Annotated in this window: 16 protein-coding genes; 14 read left to right on the top strand and 2 right to left on the bottom strand. The window is 45.3% G+C overall.

The window, feature by feature from the left end; genetic code table 11:
- The first annotated feature begins 29 nt into the window (after positions 1 to 29).
- The 12 genes from dnaN (at position 30) to R7Q47_RS15460 (ending at position 17,153) form a co-directional block, all read left to right on the top strand.
- Positions 30 to 1,130: a DNA polymerase III subunit beta gene (gene dnaN, locus R7Q47_RS15515; RefSeq protein ID WP_005394106.1), complete on the top strand. Its 1,101-nt coding sequence runs from the start codon at positions 30 to 32 to the stop codon at positions 1,128 to 1,130.
- Between the two features lie 9 nt (positions 1,131 to 1,139).
- Entirely contained in the window at positions 1,140 to 2,219 is a 1,080-nt protein-coding gene (gene recF / locus R7Q47_RS15510; RefSeq protein WP_213969969.1) for a DNA replication/repair protein RecF, read from the top strand.
- A 13-nt stretch (positions 2,220 to 2,232) separates the two neighbouring features.
- Entirely contained in the window at positions 2,233 to 4,650 is a 2,418-nt protein-coding gene (gene gyrB, locus R7Q47_RS15505; RefSeq protein WP_005378841.1) for a DNA topoisomerase (ATP-hydrolyzing) subunit B, read from the top strand.
- Between the two features lie 410 nt (positions 4,651 to 5,060).
- Positions 5,061 to 6,155: a nucleoid-associated protein gene (locus R7Q47_RS15500; RefSeq protein WP_318089247.1), complete on the top strand. Its 1,095-nt coding sequence runs from the start codon at positions 5,061 to 5,063 to the stop codon at positions 6,153 to 6,155.
- Complete coding sequence (locus R7Q47_RS15495) at positions 6,110 to 7,135, top strand: RelA/SpoT domain-containing protein (protein WP_318089246.1); 1,026 nt, start codon at positions 6,110 to 6,112, stop codon at positions 7,133 to 7,135. Before R7Q47_RS15500 ends, R7Q47_RS15495 begins: the two co-directional genes overlap by 46 nt.
- A gap of 365 nt (positions 7,136 to 7,500) precedes the next feature.
- Positions 7,501 to 7,887, top strand: coding sequence for a helix-turn-helix transcriptional regulator (locus tag R7Q47_RS15490; protein WP_318089245.1), 387 nt, complete (start codon positions 7,501 to 7,503; stop codon positions 7,885 to 7,887).
- Positions 7,888 to 8,062: 175 nt separating this feature from the next.
- Positions 8,063 to 8,854, top strand: coding sequence for a TnsA endonuclease N-terminal domain-containing protein (locus R7Q47_RS15485; protein WP_318089244.1), 792 nt, complete (start codon positions 8,063 to 8,065; stop codon positions 8,852 to 8,854).
- On the top strand, positions 8,769 to 10,715 hold the full coding sequence (locus R7Q47_RS15480; RefSeq protein WP_318089243.1) for a Mu transposase C-terminal domain-containing protein: 1,947 nt from the start codon (positions 8,769 to 8,771) through the stop codon (positions 10,713 to 10,715). Before R7Q47_RS15485 ends, R7Q47_RS15480 begins: the two co-directional genes overlap by 86 nt.
- On the top strand, positions 10,712 to 11,674 hold the full coding sequence (locus R7Q47_RS15475) for a TniB family NTP-binding protein (RefSeq protein WP_318089242.1): 963 nt from the start codon (positions 10,712 to 10,714) through the stop codon (positions 11,672 to 11,674). Before R7Q47_RS15480 ends, R7Q47_RS15475 begins: the two co-directional genes overlap by 4 nt.
- Positions 11,674 to 13,485, top strand: coding sequence for a TniQ family protein (locus R7Q47_RS15470; RefSeq protein WP_318089241.1), 1,812 nt, complete (start codon positions 11,674 to 11,676; stop codon positions 13,483 to 13,485). The genes R7Q47_RS15475 and R7Q47_RS15470 overlap by 1 nt, the downstream gene beginning before the upstream one ends.
- A gap of 121 nt (positions 13,486 to 13,606) precedes the next feature.
- Positions 13,607 to 15,385 carry an ATP-dependent nuclease gene (locus tag R7Q47_RS15465; protein WP_318089240.1) on the top strand — a complete coding sequence of 593 codons (1,779 nt, stop codon included), beginning with the start codon at positions 13,607 to 13,609 and terminating at the stop codon, positions 15,383 to 15,385.
- Positions 15,378 to 17,153: an ATP-dependent helicase gene (locus R7Q47_RS15460; RefSeq protein WP_318089239.1), complete on the top strand. Its 1,776-nt coding sequence runs from the start codon at positions 15,378 to 15,380 to the stop codon at positions 17,151 to 17,153. Before R7Q47_RS15465 ends, R7Q47_RS15460 begins: the two co-directional genes overlap by 8 nt.
- 111 nt (positions 17,154 to 17,264) lie before the next feature.
- Here the strand turns inward: R7Q47_RS15460 and R7Q47_RS15455 are convergent, their stop codons facing one another.
- The gene (locus R7Q47_RS15455; RefSeq protein WP_318089238.1) at positions 17,265 to 17,438 is read right to left on the bottom strand and encodes a hypothetical protein; all 174 of its coding nucleotides are present in this window, start codon (positions 17,436 to 17,438) and stop codon (positions 17,265 to 17,267) included.
- A 177-nt stretch (positions 17,439 to 17,615) separates the two neighbouring features.
- Here R7Q47_RS15455 and R7Q47_RS15450 point away from each other — a divergent pair, with 177 nt between their 5' ends.
- Together R7Q47_RS15450 and R7Q47_RS15445 are read left to right on the top strand one after the other, a co-directional pair.
- A complete protein-coding gene (locus tag R7Q47_RS15450; RefSeq protein ID WP_017635594.1) occupies positions 17,616 to 18,032 on the top strand; it encodes a GreA/GreB family elongation factor in 417 nt (138 codons plus the stop codon).
- A gap of 533 nt (positions 18,033 to 18,565) precedes the next feature.
- Positions 18,566 to 19,003 carry an Hsp20 family protein gene (locus tag R7Q47_RS15445; protein ID WP_005378857.1) on the top strand — a complete coding sequence of 146 codons (438 nt, stop codon included), beginning with the start codon at positions 18,566 to 18,568 and terminating at the stop codon, positions 19,001 to 19,003.
- A gap of 126 nt (positions 19,004 to 19,129) precedes the next feature.
- On the opposite strand, the gene R7Q47_RS15440 is transcribed toward R7Q47_RS15445, so the two are convergent.
- The gene (locus R7Q47_RS15440; RefSeq protein WP_154204935.1) at positions 19,130 to 20,383 is read right to left on the bottom strand and encodes a valine--pyruvate transaminase; all 1,254 of its coding nucleotides are present in this window, start codon (positions 20,381 to 20,383) and stop codon (positions 19,130 to 19,132) included.
- Between the last annotated feature and the right edge of the window lie 39 nt (positions 20,384 to 20,422).

Genomic DNA, 20,422 nt, shown 5'->3' with positions numbered 1-20,422 from the left:
TATTGAGCTGACAGCGTAAAGAGCCAAGCATGAAATTTACCATTGAACGTAGTCATTTAATCAAACCGCTACAGCAGGTTTCGGGCGCTTTAGGTGGCCGACCAACTCTGCCAATCCTGGGTAACCTACTTCTTAAAGTAGAAGAGAACGTATTGTCGATGACGGCAACCGATCTTGAAGTAGAGTTAGTAAGCAAAGTGACGCTAGAAGGTGATTTTGAAGCGGGCAGCATTACCGTTCCTTCGCGTAAGTTTCTCGATATCTGCCGTGGTTTACCGGACGATGCGATCATCACATTTGTATTAGAAGGTGATCGCGTACAAGTTCGCTCTGGTCGCAGCCGTTTCTCGTTGGCAACGCTTCCTGCGAACGATTTCCCTAATATTGAAGACTGGCAAAGCGAAGTGGAAGTATCACTGAGCCAAGCTGATTTACGTACGCTGATCGACAAAACTCAGTTCTCGATGGCGAATCAAGACGTTCGTTACTACCTCAACGGCATGTTGTTTGAAATTGACGGCACCACGCTACGCAGCGTGGCGACGGACGGCCACCGTATGGCGGTATCGCAAACTCAGCTAGGTGCGGACTTTGCGCAGAAGCAAATCATCGTGCCACGCAAAGGTGTGCAAGAATTAGTAAAGTTGATGGATGCGCCAGAGCAGCCCGTAGTACTTCAGATCGGTAGCTCCAATGTTCGTGCTGAGGTGAATAACTTTACTTTTACCTCTAAGTTGGTTGATGGTCGTTTCCCTGACTACCGCCGTGTATTGCCTCAGAGCACCAATAAGACACTAATAGCAAGTTGTGACGAGTTGCGCCAAGCCTTCTCTCGTGCTGCGATTCTTTCCAACGAAAAATTCCGTGGCGTGCGTGTGAATCTGGCTGATACTGAAATGCGCATAACCGCGAATAACCCAGAACAAGAAGAAGCGGAAGAGATGCTTGATGTAACCTTTGAAGGTGACGCCATCGAAATCGGCTTTAACGTAAGCTATGTGCTTGATGTTCTGAACACGTTGCGTTGTGAAAATGTACGTGTGTCGATGTCGGATGCTAACGCTAGCGCGTTGATTGAAAATGCCGACGATGACAGTGCCATGTACGTGGTGATGCCAATTCGTCTATAAGCCAACTGAATGCCTCTTTCTCGTCTCATCATTCAGCAGTTTCGAAACATTAAAGCCTGTGATATTGAGTTATCAGCAGGCTTTAACTTTCTTATCGGGCCGAACGGCAGCGGTAAAACCAGTGTCTTAGAAGCGGTTTATCTGCTCGGGCATGGCCGCTCATTCAAGAGCTCTCTCACCGGACGAGTGATACAAAATGAGTGTGACGAACTGTTTGTTCATGGTCGTTTTTTGAACTCGGATCAATTTGAGCTACCTATCGGCATTAATAAGCAGCGTGATGGCTCAACAGAGGTTAAAATAGGCGGTCAATCTGGACAAAAATTAGCGCAGTTGGCACAAGTTCTGCCTCTGCAGTTGATACACCCAGAAGGGTTTGATTTACTGACAGATGGCCCTAAACATCGTCGTGCGTTTATTGATTGGGGCGTGTTTCATACCGAGCCCGCTTTTTATCAAGCATGGGGAAGGTTCAAGCGCCTGAACAAGCAGCGCAACGCGTTGTTGAAAACCGCCAATAGTTATCGTGAGCTCAGTTATTGGGATCAGGAAATGGCAGGATTGGCTGAAAACATCAGCCAATGGCGAGCAAGTTACATCGAGCAGATGAAAACTGTCGCAGAAACTATCTGTCAGACATTTTTGCCAGAATTTGAGATCCAATTGAAGTATTATCGTGGCTGGGATAAAGACACCCCATACCACGAGATACTAGAAAAGAATTTTGAGCGTGATCAGGCATTGGGATACACCTTTAGTGGCCCAAACAAAGCTGATTTGCGCATTAAAGTGAACGGAACGCCCGTTGAAGATGTTCTGTCACGCGGTCAATTAAAACTCATGGTGTGTGCATTGCGTGTAGCGCAAGGGCAACACCTGACAGAGATGGCCGGTAAACAATGCATTTACCTAATTGATGACTTCGCGTCGGAATTAGATAGCCAACGTCGCAAGCGTCTTGCTGACTGCTTAAAAGAGACGGGCGCACAAGTATTTGTAAGCTCTATCACTGAAAGCCAAATCGCCGATATGTTGGACGATCACGGTAAATTGTTTCATGTGGAACATGGCAGGATAGAGTCAAACTAGAAGAGAGAAACTCATGTCTGAAAATTACGATTCATCGAGTATTAAGGTACTGAAGGGTCTGGATGCGGTACGTAAGCGTCCAGGAATGTACATCGGCGATACGGACGACGGCACCGGCCTTCACCACATGGTTTTCGAGGTGGTGGATAACTCAATTGATGAAGCGTTGGCAGGTCACTGTAAAGACATCGTTGTGACAATTCATGAGGATAACTCGGTTTCCGTTAGCGATGATGGTCGTGGCATTCCAACAGAAATCCACTCAGAGGAAAATGTCTCTGCAGCAGAAGTAATCATGACGGTTCTTCACGCGGGTGGTAAGTTCGACGATAACTCATACAAAGTATCGGGTGGTCTTCACGGGGTAGGTGTTTCAGTAGTAAACGCACTATCAGAGAAAGTTGAGCTAACGATTCATCGTGGTGGCCATATCCATACGCAAACCTACCGCCATGGTGAGCCTCAAGCGCCACTAGCCGTTGTGGGTGATACGGATAAAACCGGTACACAAATTCGTTTCTGGCCAAGTGCCGAAACGTTCTCTAACACTGAGTTCCACTATGACATTCTGGCGAAACGCCTGCGTGAACTGTCATTCCTGAACTCTGGTGTGTCGATCAAATTGGTTGATGAACGTGAAGCGGACAAACATGATCACTTCATGTATGAAGGTGGTATTCAAGCGTTCGTTGATCACCTAAACACCAACAAAACGCCAATCATCGAAAAAATCTTCCACTTTAACTCTGAGCGTGAAGACGGCATTTCAGTTGAAGTGGCGATGCAATGGAACGATGGTTTCCAAGAGAACATCTTCTGCTTTACCAACAATATCCCACAGCGTGATGGTGGTACTCACCTTGCTGGTTTCCGTGCTGCGCTAACACGTACATTGAACAGCTTTATGGATAAAGAAGGTTTCTCGAAGAAAGCGAAAACAGCGACTTCAGGCGACGATGCGCGTGAAGGTCTAACTGCGGTTGTTTCGGTGAAAGTGCCTGATCCTAAGTTCTCAAGCCAAACAAAAGACAAACTGGTTTCTTCTGAAGTGAAATCAGCTGTTGAGTCTGCAATGGGTGAAAAACTGTCTGAGTTCCTGATTGAGAACCCGACAGAAGCGAAGATGGTTTGTTCGAAAATCATCGATGCAGCACGTGCTCGTGAAGCAGCGCGTAAAGCTCGTGAAATGACGCGCCGTAAAGGTGCACTAGACCTAGCTGGCCTTCCAGGTAAACTTGCTGACTGTCAGGAAAAAGATCCGGCACTCTCTGAACTATACATAGTGGAGGGTGATTCGGCAGGCGGCTCCGCAAAACAAGGCCGTAACCGTAAGAACCAAGCGATCCTACCGCTAAAAGGTAAGATTCTTAACGTAGAAAAAGCACGTTTCGACAAGATGCTATCTTCTCAAGAAGTAGCAACACTGATCACCGCACTAGGTTGTGGTATCGGTCGTGACGAGTACAACCCGGACAAGCTTCGTTACCACAACATCATCATCATGACCGATGCCGATGTCGATGGTTCGCACATCCGTACGCTACTGTTGACCTTCTTCTACCGTCAAATGCCAGAGCTTATCGAGCGTGGCTATGTGTACATCGCTCAGCCACCACTATACAAAGTGAAAAAAGGCAAACAAGAGCAGTACATCAAAGATGAAGAAGCGATGAACCAATACCAAGTATCATTGGCTCTGGACAATGCATCGCTACACGTAAACGCAGAAGCACCAGCATTGGCTGGTGAAGCACTAGAGAAGCTTGTTCAACAGTACAATGCGGGTATTAAACTGGCGGAACGTATGAGCCGTCGTTACCCAAGTGCTTTGGTAAACGAGTTGATTTACACTCCTCGCCTAACGCCAGAGCAATGCCATGACGCATCAGTTGTGGAAGCGTGGACGAAGCAGCTTATTGAACAGCTGAATGCGAAAGAAGTGGGTGCAAGCCAGTACAGCTACGAAGTTGAGCAGCACGAAGAGCTAGGCTTAAACTTGCCTAAGATTGTGGTTCGTACTCACGGCGTGACGCACGAACATGCAATTAGCATCGACTTCCTAAACTCGAAAGAGTACGGCAAGTTGGCTGATCTATCAGAAGCACTTGATGGACTTCTGGAAGAAGGCGCGTACATCAAACGTGGTGAGCGTACTATGCCAGTGGCAAACTTTGCAGAAGCGCTTGACTGGTTAGTGAAAGAGTCAATGCGTGGCTTAAGCCGTCAGCGCTACAAAGGTCTAGGTGAGATGAACCCAGACCAACTTTGGGAAACCACCATGGACCCAGAAACTCGTCGTATGATGCAGGTAACGATTGAAGATGCGGTAGGCGCAGATCAACTGTTCACTACGCTAATGGGTGACCAAGTAGAACCTCGTCGTAACTTCATCGAAGAGAACGCACTGAAAGTAGCGAACCTAGACGTATAACGACACTGTTCGTGATAGTTGTGGGATCTCATCCTCCGTGATCTGAGATCTCACAACCGTGATCCGACGTCTCATCCTTCGTGAACTGAGGTTTGGAAAAGATAGGGAGTATCGCTTCACAGAAAGTCTGAATCGAAAAAAAGAGCATGTAGTATTGTTCCTTTCGGGTTCAACTATCGATATTGGTGTTTTTACTGTGTTATCCCTCTTTTTTCGTTGAATACCTTTGAATCCAAAGCCTTGCCCCTCGATGGTGGGGCTATTTTATTGGTACTCGGCGCTCTGGCTTAACTTCGTAAAGGCTGATACTTAGGCTTCTGGGGACAGCTTGCTTCCCAGTAGTAAGCTTGAAAATATAGTGGGCTGTTTTTTATCCAGCGACAGGACAAAAATTATAACAAGGTAGTGCGATGCAGTTATTAAACCTAAATATTGACCGAATCATTATCCATCAGGTGTATCAAAGAGACGCGGAAGGCCAGAAAAAGGCTCCGATGCAGAGTCACGAATTTACGCGATTTTCACATGACGCAATGGAAACGTTTAAGCAACGAGTGGTTGAGGCTCTCGGTGAGAGTTCACGTGCGGTGCAAATGGAAATTGTTCATCAGGAGCCTAAAGATTTACCGCAGATTGTTGAAAGAGCAATAGATGAAGATGAGAGTACTTTTGCTGTGTCATCTTATGATTTCGCGACGTTACTCACTGATGCACAACAGATGAAATCGATACCGGGCGGAATCGTTGTGGTGTTTACTGGTACTCAAGGTCACCCGGCGAAAAAATTCTTAGGCATTATCAAAGCGGAAACTCATAGTGCTTACGAAAAAGAGGTTGATGATACGACAGGTGAAATTTCATTAAAGTACGTTGAAGAGGTGCTGCTGACACCCAGTTCAAAGTTGTACAAGACAGCCGGATTCTTTGAAAAAGCCGCATACAATTCGCCTTACACTAACTTAAATGACAAGTGGGCGGTGATGGTGTCGGATTCACAAATCAACAAAGCAGGGGGAAAAGCGGCTGCAAGGTATTTTTACTCTGATTTTCTTGGTTGTGGCTACCCGCAAACCAGTGCAAGAACAACCAAGCAATTTTATGAAGCTGCTAAGACGTTTATTTCGGCTTTGGATGTTCCTGAGTCTAAGAAAAGTGACTATATCAATGCGCTAACCACGTACCTGAAAGTTGATACGTCCTCCTCAATTAGCACTGCTGACTTTGCGTCAAAGTATTTTGAACCAGATGTTCAGGACGCATTTTCTGAACATATGGAGAGCGCCGGTATACCAACCGCTTCCTTTACCAAGGATGTTGAGCATATATCAGATAGTCTAAAGTTCAGAAAAGTAAAAACCAGCAAAAATGTCAAGATCACCGCACCGGCAGAATCCTTCAAAGATTTGATAACTATTACTACAATTGAAGGTGATGCAGATGAATCGGGGATGGCAGCGGAGTGGACCCAAGTGATTATCAAGGACAAGATAGTGACGCAGGAATGACGGAAGCCGAATTTCAAGCAAAGTGGAGCCAAGAAAAGCCGGTATATGATTCTTGGGGGCGTTTCATTGTCCAGCAAATTTGCGCTGCTTTAGAGGGTAAGGGGAAAGATTTAAGTGCTTTTCTAAAACTGCCAGCTAAACACCGCTTAAAAGATGAAAAGTCTCTTATTGATAAAGCATTTTACCGTGCAGGTAAGAATTACGCAGACCCCTACAATGATATTGAAGACAAGGTCGGCGCAAGGTTTGTTGTACTTGTTCTTGACGATATCGAACTTATTTGCGACATCATAAGATCATCTGAACTTTGGTCATTTGATGCCTGTAAGCACTTTAACGAGGATAAAGAAAAGTCCCCTTTGCTGTTTACATACCAGTCGGTTCACTTCGTTTTACGCCCCAAAACAGCAATTACGTTTGATGGTATTGAAATACCAACTGATATCCCGTGTGAAGTTCAGATCAGAACGCTACTTCAGCACGCGCATGCCGAACTGACCCATGACGCTATTTATAAAGCAAAAACAGCGATTAAACCCAAGGTTCATCGAACAGTTGCGAAGAGCATGGCGCTTATCGAAACAACTGATGATTTTTTCACTGAGGTCACTCAGCAACTTAATCAGGGACCAGCAGATGAACTAGGTATTGTTTCTAAGCTTGATGCTTTGTACTTCAGCTTTACTGGAATAAAGGCCGAAACCCAAAAATCTATTTTAACAATTCTGGATGAGTTTGAGGACTTGGTTGACGATGAGCTTATTGGAAAAATTGAAGCATTCGTCAAAAGCAATGTCGCGATTCCAGAAATCATTAAGTCCAAATACACCGAAAGTGCGGTTTATAAACAAAGCACCGTTCTGCTTATTTATTGGATGCTGAAGCGGAAGAAAAGGAAGTTGCTTGATAACTGGCCGTTAGACAGAAAAATGTTGATCCCTCTAGCAAATGATCTTGGTATAAGTACTCTAGATGATTAACGTGGGCAATATCACCAGCCGACTGAGCAATGATTGTCAGTAGAGGTGGTCAATTGGTACCGGCAGAAGGGCAATGCGTTCCGGCTGCACCAATGGAAGTCATTTAAATCATCTGCTGGGCTAATATGAGTGTTGTTAGCATAGAGTAAATGATTTCTAGAAATTAGGCGAAGACACATTAATAACTATAGCAGTTGGAGCGTTTCAGCCGTGTGCTACTAACGATTCAATCAAATCACCCTATATTGACTAATCAAATCATAATGCTTTGATTTTTATAGAATTTTTTATTAATTATCTTTTGATTTCCCCCCTCCTGTTACCTTATTCTGGTAACAAATTAACCTCATTCTCGGAACATATTGATGACTCCATTTGGATTGTATTTGGAATCACTAAGGAGAAGTCGTCAGTTGCAACAAGTTCAGCTGGCTGACCACCTTGGTGTGAACGCCTGCTACGTGAGTGCAATGGAAAACGGGAAGAAAGGCCCGCCTTCACAGCAAGTCCTAAGCAAGTTGGTAGCGTCCCTGAAGCTGAATGCTGAAGAGCAAGAAACGCTCTGGGACAAAGTAGACCAGTCTCAGCGAACGATTCGGCTGCCGGATAACGCAACGCTTGAAGAGTACGCCCTGATGCGTGACCTGCGTCGTCACCTGGGTGCTTTGAGTTCAGACAAAGTGAACGTCATTCGTAACATTTTGAATATGGATGTCAGGCCAAAGTCTGGTGTCGAGATCAGGAGTATTTGATGGCTTAAAAACAAAACGGGACAACCCGTAAGGACTGCCCCGCTGTGCTAGTGTAAGTTGATACTTACGACGTCAGAATCAAAAGTATCCCCTTTCCCTGCCGCGCGCGCAAGAACTCCTAAGTAACCTAACCATAAACAGTAATTTCTATTACCTCTAGGGGTAAGGGTTTTTCATGTCTTTTAAAAATACCGTGGTTCCATTTGGAACCCATCGGGGGGCTAGGCTGTGCCTGAAATTGGCTCCTCAGCCATCTGTGAAGCGTGCAAGAGAGCCGGTTAGGCCAACCGCTGGCAAAGTCGTGGGTTTCCTGCCTTCAGTAAAAAACAAACGCCAAGTTGCCTGGGAGTCACAACTCGAAAAGAAGGCCTGCTTGCTTTTTGAGTTCTCTCCCATTGTGGCCAGTTACAGGGAGCAGCCAATAACCATCAGCTTTCCGAGCGGCGGCAGTATACGAAAATACACACCAGACTTTGAATTACAGCTGAACACCGGCCAACGGATCTATGTTGAAGTGAAGCCTGCCAGTAAGTTAGCTAATGATGAGCTGAAGGCGAAGTTCCGCGATATAGACGGCTTCTGGCAGCAGCATGGCTGCTACTTCATCGTGATAACAGATGAAGAGCTGAACCAGCCAGTCAGACAGAGCAACCTGGCTTTCTTAAGACCTTATCTTGCATACCAATGCAGTGCTGATGTTATCGGACAGGCCCGGTTGTGGATGTCTTCACATCAGGACGCAACTCTTGATGAGCTTACAAGCTTCATTGGGTCGCTCAGTGATGCCTACGCTTTGCTCGCGCAAGGTCATATTACATTCGACCTGGATCAACCCATTGATCTCGACTCATTACTAACTATCCAGCCTGAAGGATCAACTGATGAAACTTGCCTCTTTGCATACCGGACTGCACCTGACTTTGAACGATGTGCCTTTCATGATCAGCAGGATATTAGAAGGAGGTGAATGTTACCTGGAGCGTAAGTCTGACCTAGCGCTTGTAAAAAAAACGAAACAAGAGCTTATGACGGCTTTGTATCAAGGGACGCTGATCATTCACGGCAAACATGTGACCCCTGCTAATACTGCCAGAAGCGAGATTGACCTGAGCGGGTTGGATAATGATAGCCAGCAAGCTGTATTGAGAAAATACCACTATGTAAAACTTTTGAGAGATTTGCATGGTGATCAGCCATCTAAGATTCATCTAGAGGGAGTTGTCCGCTTGGGAGCCGAAAGGCTTGGTGATGAATGCCCTCCAAGTATGCCATCTGTTTATCGGTGGTGGCGTAATTGGAAACGCAGTGGCTATGACATTCGAGCATTGATGAGCAAACCTTCTGGGTTCAAAGGGACAAGAAAGTTTAAAGGTGTCGTTGGACAAGTGTTACACGAGGTAGTTGAAGAGGTGTACTTAACCCCTCAAAGAACTTCGATACAGGCGACCTATGATGCATTTCTTGCTCGTATGTTATTAGTTAATTCCGCGAGGCAAATCCCATTGGAGATTCCTAGTCGGGCTACCTTTTATCGGTTGCTGAAAAATTCAGATAAATATGAGCTCATGGTTGCTAGGCATGGAAAAGGCGCAGCGGACAAGGCGTTCCGGGCATCTGGTTTAGGGGCATGTCCGACCAGAATACTTGAGCGGATAGAAGTTGATCACACCCCAATGGACGTTCATGTACTCAACCCTATCACTGGCGTTGCCGATGGTCGCCCTTACCTGACGCTTCTGTTAGATCGGTATTCAAGAATGCCTGTGGGCATGGAGATTGGTTTTGAGCCGCCTTCTGAGTTGTCTGTAATGAGGGCACTGCGCAACGCTATCTTGCCAAAGAGTTATATCAAGCAGGGTTACCCAGATATCGAAAACGAATGGCCTGCATTTGGTAAGCCGGTCATGTTGATCTGTGACAATGGGATGGAGTTTCATTCACATCAGCTGCGAAGGATGTGCGGTGAATTAGATATCGACTTGCAGTTCTGTCCCAAAGCCCAACCCCAGTACAAGGGGGCTGTTGAACGTTTCTTAGGAACATTGAACCGCGAGGTATCTCACCGGATACCAGGAACGTCATTTTCAAACATCAATCAGCGTGGTGACTATGACTCTGTAAACCAATCCAGCATTACGCTGGATGATCTCAAAGAGTTAGTCCATCAGTGGATGATCGATATTTATTGCCAAAAGACTCATCGAGGAACACAGAGAACGCCTACCGCTCTTTGGAATGAGGGGCTGAAAATCGTGGAGCCAATGTTGCCAGAAAGTAGGGAGCAGCTTGATCTGATTCTGACTTCTGAAGATGAGCGTATGCTGAGTCATAAGGGGATCGAGTTCAAAGGCCTGTTTTATAACTCTGCCGAGCTGAGCTTATTTCGCTATCTAGGCGATTGTCACAAGGTGAGGTTTAGATATGACAAAGAAAACCTGGGTTTTATATGGGTGTATGACGAGCATGAAGGCAACTTTCTCAAAGTACCTTGTATTGATCCTGATTACGCTACTGGCCTGACGCTAAGACAGCATTTGCAAATCCGTGCTGATGCGCGTGAACGTGGCGCTTCAGAGCAGGAAATGACTTCTTTGATACGGAGTAAAGAGAAGTTCAGGCAAAAGATTGAACAAAAAAGTAAACATAAGCTGTTACGCGAGAGGCGTAAAGCCGCTAGGGATAACTCTGAAGCGTTAAATAAGCAGCCGAATCAATCCGCTTGGACGGCAAACAATGTTGAGTCTGTTTTAACTAAAACCGCTACAGACACTTGGGATAATGACGACATCCCTGTCTTTTCAGTCATTGAAAGGACGGAAAGTAAATGATTTATACACCCGAGCAACTCAAAAACATGGCTTCTATCCGTAGCCTAGTCATCAATCATCCCCAATTCGATCATGCGTACCAAGCGATTGTGAATGCTTATCAGATGAAGGCTTTAATCAACTCAGCTCAGAATATCATCTGTGTAGGTCAATCCGGTACAGGTAAATCTACGCTGAAAGAGAAGATGCGCCTCTCCTTCCCCGAAGTTGAAACGTGTGAAAAGAAGATCATTCCAATCTTGGTTGTCGATACCCCATCGGTACCAACGGTTAAGAACATAGCTGAAGAGATGCTGATCCAACTGGGAGATCCCTGGTTCAACAAGGGGTCAGCGATTGAGAAAACCAACCGCATTCTGAACTACTTAGATAAGTGCGAAGTGCAAATGGTGATCTTTGACGAGCTGCAGCACTTTGTTGACCAAGGGAAGCGACGAACGCCATTAGAGGTGTCGGACTGGTTGAAAACAGTGATCGATAAAGCCGGTGTTTCGACTGTGCTTATGGGATTAGAACGCAGTGAGGCAATTCTGGAGGTCAATGAGCAGCTAAGGCGGCGCTTTAGTCGTAGAGTTGATATACCGCCCTTCAGCATCAAAACGAAAGAGTCACGAGCGACCTTCATTGGGGTCGTTCGAGTATTGGATGAGAAAGTCGGATTACCTGGTCGTATTAACTTGCAGGACAAAGAGCTGATCCTGTCATTGTTCTTTGCAAGCAACGGCATCATCGATTATCTGGTCAAGCTATTCATAGGTGCCTATGAGCAAGCGATCAAACTTGATTATGAAAAGCTGGATAAAGAATGCTTCTACATCGCCTTCTCTGAATGTATTTGGGCTGAAGGCATTGGCAAGCTAAATCCATTTCATGGAAGTTTTAAATATGAGCATTTGGATAAGCCTGGTATGCCATTTCACCGGGTTATCTCTAATGAAAGCAAGCGGGTACGTGCGTGATGGAATATAGGCTAATCAAACCGTTAATTCATCCGCCCGGATACCCGGATGAGAATCCGATGACCTACCTTATCCGTGTCGCGCAGCTTAATGATTACAAGTCATATAGATGGCTGTTTGACTCGAACAAGGTTCCAACTCATAACCTTTCACTTCAGAAGATTTATCCCATCTTAGGGGGGACGGATTGGAGCGGCTATGAACTAGACCGAAAATTCATATCAGACTTCATCTCTCTTTATCCCAATGAGATCCAAAACAGGATTCTCAAATACTGCCCTTTGTGCCTGCAAGATCAGCCATTCTTCAGAGTTCAGTGGCAGATCAAAGTATCCATGTGTTGTCCTCATCATGGTGTTTGGCTAAGTTACCAGTGTGAGTTCTGTAAGAGTCCTTTAGAGGTTAAGGACCATAAGATTGATGCTTGTTCCTGTGGTAAAGCCTTCAGTGATGCGGAGCCGCAAGCCTGTTCTCAGGATGTGATTAACCTTCAGCGTTTTATCGAAGGCGATTACAGCAATATGGATGACGAAGCGCTACGGCTGCTCGATAACCATGATGAACTCGATATGGCTAGTCGAATTCAACTCGTTAGATCTACTATCCGGTGGATAGATAAAGAGCAAAGGGGGCAAATGATACCCCAGATAAACTTGTCGGATTTTGTATATGCGAGAGAGTATATAGATGATGCCAGTGAAGCCCTTTTTACGGGCAAAGCAGGTTTCTTTAGTTTTTTGAAGAAAATACATGGGGTCACACCTAACGCACCTCAAGTATCCGACCATTTCAGCCACTTCTATCTGGAGTTTTTTGACCGTTTCTCAGGCCAGGTGTTTCATCAGTATCGCCAGTTGATTGAACAGTACATAAACAGGTACTGGACGAAGCCGCTAAGCAGAAGAAACAGCAATTTTTCTTCTAGAACGATTGATGACCATCCCTGGATACCGTTACAGCAGGCATGTCGTGAGTTTGAGATACATAAGAGCACGCTGAAATTAGCAATTGAACAGCGGCTTGTTAGAAGTGAATCACTAGAGAAAGAAAAGCGAGTAGTGACGCTAGTCTACAAACCGGACTTGATAGCCAGAGAAGATAGATTAAAAAGTCTACTGTCTGCTAAAGATGCTGCATCTGTTCTGGGTTTAACCAAGGTTCAGTTTGCCAGGTTGAGAGAGGTCGAGGGCTTTGAGGTAATTTCAAAGCCTAATGAGCAAGGTGGCTCTAAATGGCAATTCTACAGAGATGATATCTACCACTACCGTGATTCACTCTTAGATGAAGTTTCGAATAGCCCCGGAGATCACTGGTCACTACCTCAGTTACTTCAATACTTTGGGGGCCAAATTGACGATCCTCTGATCACTATCCTACAAGCGGTTAAAGACCAGGAGCTAACAGTTGCTGCCAGACTTGAATCCGGCTCAGGCTTGTCTTCCATGCTGTTCTCACAGTCTGAGTTTTTAGCCTGGTATGAGAAGAAGAAATTCAGAAGCAATGTTATTAGCATCCCTGTTGCTGCAAAGATAATGAAGATCCAACAGGAGTTTGCCTATCAGTTGGTGGATGCAGGTTTGCTTGAACTATCCTCGCCCTCAGAGGGGGCTACTCGGTGGCTCACACATACCAATATTGAACAGTTTTATCAGAAGTACATTCTGCTGTCGAAGTTGGCCAAGGAGACGAAACGTAGTTCGAGAACGTTGATGTCGTATTTTGCCAGTATCGGGGTATATCCGGTGGATCAGGGCTGGGAAAAGCCGCTCAGGCAGAAGGTGTATTCAAAGGAACTGCTTTCCGATGTTTAAATTTTAGCCGACTTTCTTTAGATGAGTTCTTACACCAGTGGTTCAGAAATAGACTCGCTAGCTTACTAGGTAGTTGAAAGATCTGTTAGCATGGGAGCAGTCCAGCATCAGGGAGTAAGATGTGCATCTTTCCAATTTAATCATTAAGAATTTCCGCAATTTTGAATCGATCAATATCCCGTTGGCCCGCAATATAGTGCTTCTGGGAGAAAACCGAATCGGAAAGAGTAACTTACTGTATGCGATAAGGTTGGTACTTGATTCTTCTCTTTCGGATTCGGCGCGGCATCTTAAATTATCAGACTTATGGGACGGTTGTGATCTAACTACAGCTCCGCAGGTAGAGATACACCTAGACTTTTCAGAATTTGACGATGATGTATCTCTCGCCGCTTTGCTAACAGATTTCCGTAGAGCGGATAACCCAACAGTAGCGAGGTTGAGTTATGTATTTAGGCCAAAGGCAGGATTACAAGGAGTTCCAGGCTCAAGTGAGGACTATGAGTTTTTAGTCTTCGGAGGGGGCGATGAAACGCGGTTTATTCCTAGTAGAGTTCGTCGACGGATATCTTTGGATATGCTTCATGCTTTACGTGATGCGGAAGGACAGCTTGCATCATGGCGAAATTCTCCCTTGCGTCCTTTATTGGAAGAAGCTATCGGGTCTGTTGATCGAGCTGCTCTTGCTGACGTCGCCGGCACCTTAGAGGCTGCAAATAGCAAGGTAGAATCATTTGAACCAGTTAAGGAACTTGAGGATACCCTAAGACACGGGATTTTAGAGCTTTCCGGAAAAGCTCAGGATCTTAATGCGCGCCTTCGTTTTTCACCTTCTGATCCTATGCGGCTATTTCGAGCTATATCTCTTTTTATTGATGATGGTAAACGCGGAATAGCTGAAGCCAGTTTAGGTTCTGCTAACGTGGCTTTGTTAGCGCTCAAGCTGGCCGAGTTTAGTTGGCTTCGCAAGAAAAATGAGCGCAACTACTCGGTTTTATGCATCGAAGAGCCTGAAGCCCATCTTCACCCACAGCTCCAGCGTTCAGTGTTTGATAAGCTTTTTAATGATAATTCAGTAGGTCAATCGCTAATTGTATCGAGTCATTCACCTACTCTCGCGGCCGTTGCGCCACTCAAGTCGATTATCAACTTGCGGTGTAAGCATGGCTCTAGTCGTGCATTTTCACTAGCTCAGCTTCCAGTGACAGAAGATGAACTTGAAGATATTGAGCGTTATTTAACGGCAACCCGTTCAGAATTACTGTTCTCCCGAGGCGTTATCTTTGTTGAGGGGGATGCTGAGGAAGCTTTGGTGCCTGTGTTTGCAGAAAGCATTGGATGTAATTTAGATGAACTAGGTATCACTGTTTGCAATGTGGCTGGCGTTAATTTTAAGCCTTATGTGAAATTAGCAGCAGGTCTTGGATTGCCTTTTTCAGTCATAACAGATTGGGATCCGCTTGATGGCACTAAACCTCCTCTTGGGAAGGAACGAACTTTAGGGATTTGGGATGCTTTTTTAGAGGTCTCTGGGCGTGCCCCAATAAGTGCCCAAGATAGAGCAAAATGGTTGGCTGCCGACTTTGATGCTTATTATAAAGGGTGGTCAGGCGCTGGAATTTTTTTGAATGCGCACACTTTTGAGGTTGCTGTAGCTAATACTCCTAACTTGCAGAATGCTCTTTTGGAAATTTTAAACGAGCAGGGTTTTGGTGCCACGCGTTCAGCGAGAATTGAGGCATGGAAAACGGGCAATCCTATTGATCCAGGCCACTTATTATCAATGGTGTCGGACATAGGTAAAGGGCGGCTGAGTGGTAAACTTGCCAAAAAGGCAGTGGGGTTAACTCCGCCAGAATACATTACATCTGCGATCAAATTTGTGGCTGACCGTGTCTAAGCCGAGATCTCTTGAACTAGCTTTAGAGGATCTCAGGAGTAACCCTGAGCAATGGCAAGCTGCGCATTCAAATGGCCATTGTGTTGTGCTTGCAGGCCCGGGAAGTGGAAAAACCAAAACACTCACGATTACCATGGGTAAGTTGCTATCGGAAGAAGTGACTGAGCCTCGTGGCGTGGCATGTATTACTTATAATAATGAGTGTGCACTTGAGCTAGAATCTCGCTTGGTTAAGCTTGGAATCAGAGCCAATGAGCGTGTTTTTATTGGTACTGTACACAGTTTTGCTTTAACTCAGATCCTTTCACCATATTCTCGTTGTGTACCGGGCCTATTGCCACCCAGTTATCGTGTGGCAACGGCTGCTGAGTGCCGTGCGGCTGTGGAAGTTGCATATATTAAGGTGTTTAATGACGGAGGAGATCCCCATAGGCATTGGCAGAGGGCTGCTGAAAAGCGTCGACAACATGTAGATAGAGAGCTCCAGAATTGGCGTGGACAGAATGAAGAATTAGCACGTTTTATTGAGGCCTATGAGGCAGAGCTGCGTTCAAATGGGCTCATCGATTTTGATGATATGCCTCTAATTGCTTACCGAATGGTTAAGAACCACCGTTGGATACGGCGAGCTCTTCTATCTCGATTCCCAGTATTACTTGTCGATGAATATCAAGATTTGGGCCACGCTCTTCATGAGCTGGTTATGCTACTTTGCTTTGAAAGTGGGATTCGTCTATTTGCCGTGGGGGATGTTGATCAGTCTATCTATGGTTTTACTGGTGCTAATCCAGATCTTCTTGATGGCCTCACTAAAAGAGCAGATGTTTCTACAGTTAAACTCCGCTTCAACTACCGTTCCGGAAGTAAAATAATACGGGGATCATTGGGAGCACTTGGTGAAGAGCGAGACTATCAAGGAGTAACGGGGTCAGGCGAGGGTGAGATTGGCTTTTGCCCTATTCCTGGCAACCTAGAAGGCCAAGCGGCTTATGTTGCTAAAATATTAGTCCCCAGTTTACTGTCTAAAGGTGTTGGACTTGAAGAAATTGCCGTTTTGTATCGAGCTGCATGGCTTGGCGATAAGGTTGCGGACGCGCTTGATTTATCGAATACACCATACATACGGACAGACAGAAATGCGCTTATTCCTCGAAATTCTCCTCTTGCGCGGTTTATAGAAGCCTGTGCAAGTTGGGTTACAGGAGGTTGGGTTGATGCTAGCCCGTCATTTCAACGGTTACAGCGAGAAGCCTTTTCTTTGGTCTATGGTAGAAATGCGACCGACGAAGAAAAAAACATTATTTCTGGTCAGTTGATGGGTTTCCTTCGTAGTAGTATCGGTACAGAGGAATCTACCAATACTTGGCTACGTCGTTTGTTGGTCGAATTGATTGAACCTTGGATGCTGATTTGTCGCAATGTTCATCAGGAGTGGGAACTGTGTTCGACCTTGATCTCAAGAACTAATCCCGAGCAGGGATTGGACATACCCCTAAAAATTTTTGCTGGTCGAGTTGATGGATCGGGTCGTATGACTCTTAGCACTCTACATAGTGCTAAAGGGCGTGAGTTTAAAGCTGTAATAATGTTTGATGTGAATAAGAATGGCATACCAAGTCAGAGAGACCTCCAAAGCAATAAGGCTCTTAGAGAGGCCCGAAGGCTCTTTTATGTTGGTGTTACAAGGCCTAAGCAATATTTATACTTAGTGTTCGGAAAAAATGAGCAGTCACCTTGGGTTAATGATCTTTATAAGAGAATTGACTGAGTTCACGAAGAGTGAGACTTGGTGGTGAAAGTGTCACGAATTATGAGATTTTCAGCCTGCTCTAAAATCTCATAATCCTTGAACCGGCTTGCAATACCTAGGATCTTGAGTTCACGAATTATGAGATCCCACAATAGTAAAAAGCAGCGAGAAATCGCTGCTTTTTTTGTTGTACCACCAGCTAAAATCGCCACTTTCTGCTAAAGCGGATGTTTTTCTGGTACTAACTGCCAACAACCCGATCAAGCCTGCCATTTTATTTCTGTTTTCTTTTTTTCTCGCCATTTTGTTCGCTTGAGCGTTTTTGCTTTCTTTTTTCTGCTCGCTATAGTGCTGAAGAGCTGATGAATAAGGAGACTAAGAAAATGGTGATGACTTTCCTGAACTAAGCCGGAAGTGATGCACTTCCGGTTCAATGCACTGAATTTATTTGTAAGACAAGGCATTAAGAAGGAAATAATCATGTTTGAACGCTGGTTCTCAGCGTACTGCTTGGCGCTGCGAACTTGGTGGTTAACCAGTCGCTTTTTAACCTATCAATCACCACTAAGGTTGTTATCGCTATTTGAAATCTGCGAGCAACAAGCCCATTGCCGTAACCGAGCTCGTATTGCGGTTGGGGACACGGTTCGCTTAGTGGATGTTGAACGCGCCTATCAATATCGCATGACATTGGTCAGCTCGCGTAAGGGGCAACCCATGACAGGTATGCTCGCGGTCGATTCTTATTTGGGGTCTCGACTGTTAGGTCGAGCTAAAAATGATGCGCTCGAAGTGGAAATTTTTAATCAGCGACGCTGCTTTGTGATTACTGAAATTGTTCATCAATCGCAGCCACCAGCTCAGAAAATGCTGTGTGGTTGTCTGTTGTGCCAATAAATAGAGGTGAAGTCATGAGTAAGAAAGAAAAGAAACAACCGCAGTTGAGTCTAAAAGAAAAGCGCAAACTAAAGCAGGAAAAGGCGGCAGAAAAGGGCGTTGTAAAAGCGCGTAAATCCTCCCGCAAGTAAAGTGTAGATTGAGCCCTCCAGAACGGCGGGCTTTTTATCACTGATCGTGAAGTGATGAGGAACTAAGCTGTTCAAGGGGATAGTGGATGCTTTAAAAATTTTTTATTTTTTCCCTTGAAAGTCATTTTTGACGACCTTATATCTAGTTATGAAGAGGGTGACTGGCTTGCTAGAGACTAGAAGACCAGCCCTCTGGAATCGCTAAAACGAGATCGCTCAGAAGAGGATATGGCGTTTTGGTACACAACTTAAACCTTTAGATTCAATATCATGTCTCCGAGCCAAACCAAGGCCAGTGGAATGATAAGAATCTCTTAGTTCGGCGTTGGTTTTTGCATAAACACGCCAGTAGGATGGAACTCATCTGAACTAAGACTATTGCTTAATTAAGAGGATAGATTTATGCGTAATGTAGATTTCTCACCACTATACCGTAATGCAATTGGCTTTGATCGTCTGCTAAACCTGATGGAAGCGAATACAGCGAAAAATACTTCTGGCGGTTACCCTCCATACAACATTGAGCAAAAAGACGAGCACAACTACCGTATTACTATGGCCGTTGCTGGCTTTGCTGAAGAACAGCTCGATCTGACTCAAAACGAAAACATGTTGATTGTGAAGGGCGAACGTAAAGCCGAAGAAGGCAAAAACTACGTTTACCAAGGTATTGCAGAACGCGATTTTGAACGTAAATTCCAGCTAGCGGATTACGTAAAAGTCGTGGGTGCATCAATGGAAAACGGTCTGCTTCATATCGATTTAGTTCGTGAAATCCCTGAAGCCATGCAACCACGTAAGATTGCTATCGGTGGTAACAACCTGATTGAGAACAACTAATCAGTTAACCACCCGGTTATAGAATGAGAAAGAGCGCCATATGGGCGCTCTTTTTAGTTTGGGGTTTTCAAATCCGCTATTTTAAAGCCGTAATTTCAAAGAGAAGAACGGCTGAGTTCAATCCGTCTATTTACCTTCGCGGTAAGCCTTTTCCACTTCTTCAGCGATAATCGCAATGCCTTTTTGCATCATCTCATCATCTTGAACGTAGTTCATACGCAGGCATTGGTGCGCGTGATCCCACTCGTCTTGCTGACCAATAAAGAAATATTCACCAGGGACAATCAATACGCCACGCGCTTTCAAGCGTTGGTACAGTTCCATTGTTGTGATTGGCAGTTCATCAAACCATAACCACAAGAAGATAGCGCCTTCCGGCTTGTGGATGCGGAATCGCTCATCGGTAATTGCTTGTTGGAGCAGTTCAACCGCACGTTGTGATTTTTGCTTGTAGAACGGCTTAATCACCTCTGAACTCAGTTTAAGAAGATCGCCTTTGCCAATTATATGGTTTGCCAGCGCTGGACCAACACTGCCCGGCGCTAGGCTGATGATGCCGTTCATATTGGTTAACGCTTGAGTGATTTCTTCACTCGCAATCACAATGCCACAACGCACGCCCGGCAAGCCAAGTTTAGATAGGCTCATGCATAGGATGGTGTTTTCATTCCAGAACGGTTCGACATCTTCAAAGATGATGTTCGGGAAAGGGAGACCGTAGGCGTTATCGATGATCAGCGGGATGTTGTTCTCACGTGCTAGCTTGTCCAGCTTACGTACTTCTTCGTCTGTCAGTACATTACCCGTTGGGTTGGTTGGACGAGATGCACAGATTGCCGCAACAGAGTCGTCGACGGTTAGCTGCTCAAAATCGACGTGGTATTTAAACAGACCGTTATCTAACAGCTCGATTTCTGGGTGGTAAGAGATAAAGATATCTTTATCAATGCCAGCATCACCATAACCGATGTATTCAGGTGCGATAGGCAGTAGCACTTTCTTGTGCGAACCGTCTGGCTGTTTACCTGCCAACAAGTTGAACAAGTAGAAAAAGCCACTCTGGCTACCGTTAGTTAGGCTGATGTTCTTTTCGGAAATATCCCAGCCGTAAGTTTCACGGAATAACTGAGCTAGCGCTTTGACGAACGCGTCTTTACCCTGCGGGCCATCGTAGTTGGCGAGGGCGGCGACGAGCTCCCCACTGGCGAGCATTTCCTCACTGGCTTGGTGAAAGTAATCGAGCATGGCAGGAATGGCGGCAGGATTACCTCCACCGAGCATGATGGCACCTGGTGTGCGCAGACCATCATTCAAATCGTCCATTAACTGCGTAATACCTGAATACTGATTAAATTTTTCACCAAACTTTGAGAACTGCATGCTGACTTATACCTAATTCATTGTGATTGCTTTGTGTAT

The organism is Vibrio sp. Vb0349 (genome assembly GCF_033338975.1).
This window is presented reverse-complemented; position numbering and strand designations above follow the sequence as displayed.

Bases quoted from the DNA above. Each gene is read 5' to 3' on its own strand.
- dnaN (WP_005394106.1), top strand. From the start codon at position 30: ATGAAATTTACCATTGAACGTAGTCATTTAATCAAACCGCTACAGCAG.
- recF (WP_213969969.1), top strand. From the start codon at position 1,140: ATGCCTCTTTCTCGTCTCATCATTCAGCAGTTTCGAAACATTAAAGCC.
- gyrB (WP_005378841.1), top strand. From the start codon at position 2,233: ATGTCTGAAAATTACGATTCATCGAGTATTAAGGTACTGAAGGGTCTG.
- R7Q47_RS15500 (WP_318089247.1), top strand. From the start codon at position 5,061: ATGCAGTTATTAAACCTAAATATTGACCGAATCATTATCCATCAGGTG.
- R7Q47_RS15490 (WP_318089245.1), top strand. From the start codon at position 7,501: ATGACTCCATTTGGATTGTATTTGGAATCACTAAGGAGAAGTCGTCAG.
- R7Q47_RS15485 (WP_318089244.1), top strand. From the start codon at position 8,063: ATGTCTTTTAAAAATACCGTGGTTCCATTTGGAACCCATCGGGGGGCT.
- R7Q47_RS15480 (WP_318089243.1), top strand. From the start codon at position 8,769: ATGAAACTTGCCTCTTTGCATACCGGACTGCACCTGACTTTGAACGAT.
- R7Q47_RS15475 (WP_318089242.1), top strand. From the start codon at position 10,712: ATGATTTATACACCCGAGCAACTCAAAAACATGGCTTCTATCCGTAGC.
- R7Q47_RS15470 (WP_318089241.1), top strand. From the start codon at position 11,674: ATGGAATATAGGCTAATCAAACCGTTAATTCATCCGCCCGGATACCCG.
- R7Q47_RS15455 (WP_318089238.1), bottom strand. From the start codon at position 17,438: ATGGCGAGAAAAAAAGAAAACAGAAATAAAATGGCAGGCTTGATCGGG.
- R7Q47_RS15450 (WP_017635594.1), top strand. From the start codon at position 17,616: ATGTTTGAACGCTGGTTCTCAGCGTACTGCTTGGCGCTGCGAACTTGG.
- R7Q47_RS15445 (WP_005378857.1), top strand. From the start codon at position 18,566: ATGCGTAATGTAGATTTCTCACCACTATACCGTAATGCAATTGGCTTT.
- R7Q47_RS15440 (WP_154204935.1), bottom strand. From the start codon at position 20,383: ATGCAGTTCTCAAAGTTTGGTGAAAAATTTAATCAGTATTCAGGTATT.